1 protein-coding gene is annotated in these 308 nt (G+C 53.9%); it reads right to left on the bottom strand.

Going from position 1 to position 308, the window contains the following annotated elements; all coding sequences use genetic code 11:
* Positions 1 to 303, bottom strand: a 303-nt coding sequence (locus AACR77_RS09615; RefSeq protein ID WP_269429280.1) for a DUF4172 domain-containing protein, incomplete at its 3' end; no start/stop codon positions are given.
* Positions 304 to 308 lie beyond the last annotated feature (5 nt).

Below are 308 nucleotides of genomic sequence, written 5' to 3'. Positions count from 1 at the left end.
GATGGCATCCAGCATCATGGCCGCGAGCCCCTCTGAGCGCTCTGATACTGGATATGACTGAGTTTGTGGCCCACCTAACCGCCGAGCAAGGGAGGAACGCACAGATTGGGCATTGAGGCGTTCGCCTTCGATAGCGGATGAGGAGATGATGTTAGCCAGTAACGTATCTAACGCTTGGTCGGAGTTCCCCAACCTGGAATGACGACCGATTAGAATTCCCTGCCTGCGTTGAACGTGCCGTAATCTGGGCAATATCTCGCTATCCTGCCAACGAAAATGGGGCCAATCTGCTTGTTGCCAAATCCACA

Origin of the sequence: Aeromonas sp. ZOR0002 (assembly GCF_963866995.1) — a bacterium.
GTDB lineage: Bacteria > Pseudomonadota > Gammaproteobacteria > Enterobacterales > Aeromonadaceae > Aeromonas > Aeromonas caviae.
This window is presented reverse-complemented; position numbering and strand designations above follow the sequence as displayed.